Origin of the sequence: Myroides phaeus (assembly GCF_900099675.1) — a bacterium.
GTDB classification, from domain to species: Bacteria; Bacteroidota; Bacteroidia; order Flavobacteriales; family Flavobacteriaceae; genus Flavobacterium; species Flavobacterium phaeum.
Map to the genome: position 1 here is coordinate 1 of NZ_FNDQ01000049.1, position 3,098 is coordinate 3,098.

The 3,098-nt window shown below is 27.0% G+C and carries 5 protein-coding genes; 2 read left to right on the forward strand and 3 right to left on the reverse strand.

The features are described 5' to 3' along the window. Nucleotides 1-76: 76 nt before the first annotated feature. Both BLT46_RS12985 and BLT46_RS12990 read right to left on the reverse strand, forming a co-directional pair. On the reverse strand, nucleotides 77-892 hold the full coding sequence (locus BLT46_RS12985; protein WP_090410535.1) for a DUF5712 family protein: 816 nt from the start codon (nucleotides 890-892) through the stop codon (nucleotides 77-79). Further along, a complete protein-coding gene (locus BLT46_RS12990) occupies nucleotides 892-1,455 on the reverse strand; it encodes a BfmA/BtgA family mobilization protein (RefSeq protein ID WP_090410536.1) in 564 nt (187 codons plus the stop codon). The genes BLT46_RS12985 and BLT46_RS12990 overlap by 1 nt, the downstream gene beginning before the upstream one ends. Nucleotides 1,456-1,752: 297 nt before the next feature. On the opposite strand from BLT46_RS12990, the gene BLT46_RS12995 reads away from it, so the two are divergent. Further along, nucleotides 1,753-1,941, forward strand: a complete 189-nt coding sequence (locus BLT46_RS12995) for a hypothetical protein (protein ID WP_090410537.1) — start codon at nucleotides 1,753-1,755, stop codon at nucleotides 1,939-1,941. A 102-nt stretch (nucleotides 1,942-2,043) separates the two neighbouring features. Here the strand turns inward: BLT46_RS12995 and BLT46_RS13000 are convergent, their stop codons facing one another. Further along, the gene (locus BLT46_RS13000) at nucleotides 2,044-2,355 is read right to left on the reverse strand and encodes a hypothetical protein (RefSeq protein ID WP_090410538.1); all 312 of its coding nucleotides are present in this window, start codon (nucleotides 2,353-2,355) and stop codon (nucleotides 2,044-2,046) included. Nucleotides 2,356-2,886: 531 nt separating this feature from the next. Between BLT46_RS13000 and BLT46_RS13295 the strand changes: the two genes are divergently transcribed. Then, nucleotides 2,887-3,018 carry a hypothetical protein gene (locus BLT46_RS13295; protein ID WP_262492399.1) on the forward strand — a complete coding sequence of 44 codons (132 nt, stop codon included), beginning with the start codon at nucleotides 2,887-2,889 and terminating at the stop codon, nucleotides 3,016-3,018. Nucleotides 3,019-3,098 lie beyond the last annotated feature (80 nt).

The window sequence follows — 3,098 nt, forward strand, 5'->3', positions numbered from 1 at the left end:
GCTTATCTGATAAGCTCCATTTCTTGTATTTCATAAGTCCAAAGTTATGTAATTAATTTATTAATTTAACTCCAGCTTATTTAGGGGCTAATATATTTTGATTATTGAGTTGCGAGTTTTGTTCACGATATTTACTCATTGGTGACAAACTTATTTTACTGCGAGGATCATTCGTTCTATCATGTCGAGAAACAACAATATGCACATGATAATTAACTACTCCTTTAGCAACTCCTTCTTTGATTACTTCTCCAGAGAAATAATCTTTATATAAAGATTCTTGTAAAATTTTTATTCGCTTTACATCTTTGGTCTTCTCAATTTTTTTAAAAAGTTTTTTATTTACTAAAACTTGACTGTCTTTAAAATTGTACGTACGTTGCGTTTCAACTCGACCGTAATACATTAAATTTTCATCAGTAATTTTCTTTCCATTAATTTCACGATCAAAGTTTTTAGCATATTCTTTCATGACCTCTCTACTATAATTCATAAGCATATCACGCATCATAACATCACGTACATTTGCTAAATCTTTGTCAAATAATTTGATTTTTTCATTCTTCATTTTATCCTCTAAAAACTGATCAATTCTTTTTAAAAGATGTTTCTGTTCTAAATAAGAAGGTGAAATATTAACCATATAAAAGTTTGATTCTTTTATTCCTCTTTTACCTCTATTATTATCAATATTTTCAATCACTGTATTTTTAGGAATATTGATATTTTGTTGATCAAAAAAACCAATTGATTCTTTATTTTCATCTTTGAAAATAGATTCCTCTTGAACAAATCCTTGCTCTTCTTTTTCTAAATATTCAAATATATTCGCACAAGAAGAAGCGTTTGAATTGTTCACGTTTGCTTTATGTGGAGTAAAATTGATATACATTATTTATTGATTAATTGTTTTAATTCATTTAATCTTTCGGGAGAAATAGTAGCTTCAACTTTTGAACCCATTAATCCAGATTTAGTAGAAAGAGAATTTAAAATCTCATTAACCAATGGACGTAAATTATTCAATTCATTGAAATATAAATCACGACTTTTTTTGATCTGTGCTAATTCGATTTTATATTTTTCAATATCAGTTTCTGTAGAACTATTTACTTCCAAATCTTTTTTTACTTCATCAATAACATCAGCTTTAAAATTCGCATCGTTATTGTGATACATATCATACACTTGATTGCGAATTGGGATGACAGATTCCTTTTCAATATTTCGAATAATTCGAATCACATCTTCAATTCTTTTCAACGTTTTGTCATTCGATTTTTCTATTACATTGTGCCAGTCTTCAGTATAATTTCGATTCAAATCGAAGTTATTATCTATAATAAAAGAAGTCATTTTTTCTACAACTTCCGCAAAAGTTTTGATGCGATAATTTTCTTTTAACTGATCAAGCTTTAACTTTGTAGAAACATCAATACGAACAACATTAGACATAAGTTACAGATTTTAATACAGTTAAATTACTAATTTTCAAACTAATAAGCAAATTTAGTTACATATTTGTTTACAAATTACTTTATAGTGTATGTTATTTTATTGATTTTCAATAATTTATTAATTACGGGGTATATTTGCCCCGTATCCTCTCGCTAAACATACACTTTAACTTTAACCCTAGATTGATCATATAATACAAAACGCCAATTCAATCGAAATAAGAATTTTATTAAACAATAAAATTTTTGTATTTTTAGAAATCACTTTAATTAACATTAAATTTTTTTATTAGCTATGGAAGAAAAAAATGTAAAGAAAATTTCATTGAGATTGTACAAGGTTCAAACACAATTAGAAGCCTTAAATGATGAAAATTTAAAACCGCTTATCAAAGAAATTGAATCCATTGATAAGGATCTTTTGAAAGAAAATAATTTAAAATTTTCAACAAAAATAAAGAAAGAAATTCTTGATTTTATGTAAAAAAAAACACTCGGTCGAGTGTTTTTTTTTTACATTGAATAATTATATTATCTAATACTTTTCTAATTTGTTACTTTTAGTAATTAATTTATTATTGATATTCTATTCAAACTCTGCTCTTATAAGGTCTTCAACTTTTTTATGAAATTCGGTGTCTTTTATCAACGTTTGAGGTTTAAAACCGAAAGGATTACAGTATAATTCTGCTTTTATAGCTTTAATATAATCTTCTTTAGTTTCATAAATCATAATTTCTCCCGAATCGTAAAAAGTTATTTTACCTACTACATCTTTTTTTGCTTTATTAATTGTCTTTTCAAAAAACGAACTATTCTTTGAAGCAAGAGCTTGGTCTTTTTCTGTAGCTTTTTGATCGGTCTGTAAAGCATCGGAACTATTTTTTAGATTTTTCATGATTCTAATTTTTGTGTTGTTGTTTTATATTGAACATTCTTCGTGAGTGGTCGCTTATGGCTTTTCTGTGCCAAATGATAAGATTGCATACGGAGATTTTAATAAAGGCAAGCAAACCGTTTAGCTGCTCCATTTTTTAATGGACCGATACACGGTTTACGAAACGGTAAATTAATTTCGGAGCATCTGCGAATTAGAAGTTGAAGGAAATGCAAGGTTGGAACCGGCGGAATTTTTTACAAAAATTATGACTGTTACAAATGCAGCAGTACCGTATAAATTCTTATGAAGTGAAACCTAAATTAATTTTTAATAAAATCGACTTGCAATAATTTTGCACCAAGAAAACCATAGTTAAGGCGGATACTGGCGATAGAATGCTTAAAAACAACAACAGTACAGATTGGGAAAAATCACTTAAAACCCGATGATTAAAGACTGGACAAAAGCTTTTATTTTTAAATAAAAAATTAATCTTACCTTTGCAAAAATTTAAAAAACCTTGGAAAACATTAAATTTTTTTATTAGCTATGGAAGAAAAGAATGTAAAGAAAATTTCATTGAGATTGTACAAACTTCAAACACAATTAGAAGCGTTAAATGATGAAAATTTAAAACCATTTATTAAAGAAATAGAATCCATTGATTATATTAGCCCCTAAATAAGCTGGAGTTAAATTAATAAATTAATTACATAACTTTGGACTTATGAAATACAAGAAATGGAGCTTATCAGATAAGC

Bases quoted from the DNA above. Each gene is read 5' to 3' on its own strand.
- BLT46_RS12995 (WP_090410537.1), top strand. From the start codon at position 1,753: ATGGAAGAAAAAAATGTAAAGAAAATTTCATTGAGATTGTACAAGGTT.
- BLT46_RS12990 (WP_090410536.1), bottom strand. From the start codon at position 1,455: ATGTCTAATGTTGTTCGTATTGATGTTTCTACAAAGTTAAAGCTTGAT.
- BLT46_RS12985 (WP_090410535.1), bottom strand. From the start codon at position 892: ATGTATATCAATTTTACTCCACATAAAGCAAACGTGAACAATTCAAAC.
- BLT46_RS13000 (WP_090410538.1), bottom strand. From the start codon at position 2,355: ATGAAAAATCTAAAAAATAGTTCCGATGCTTTACAGACCGATCAAAAA.
- BLT46_RS13295 (WP_262492399.1), top strand. From the start codon at position 2,887: ATGGAAGAAAAGAATGTAAAGAAAATTTCATTGAGATTGTACAAACTT.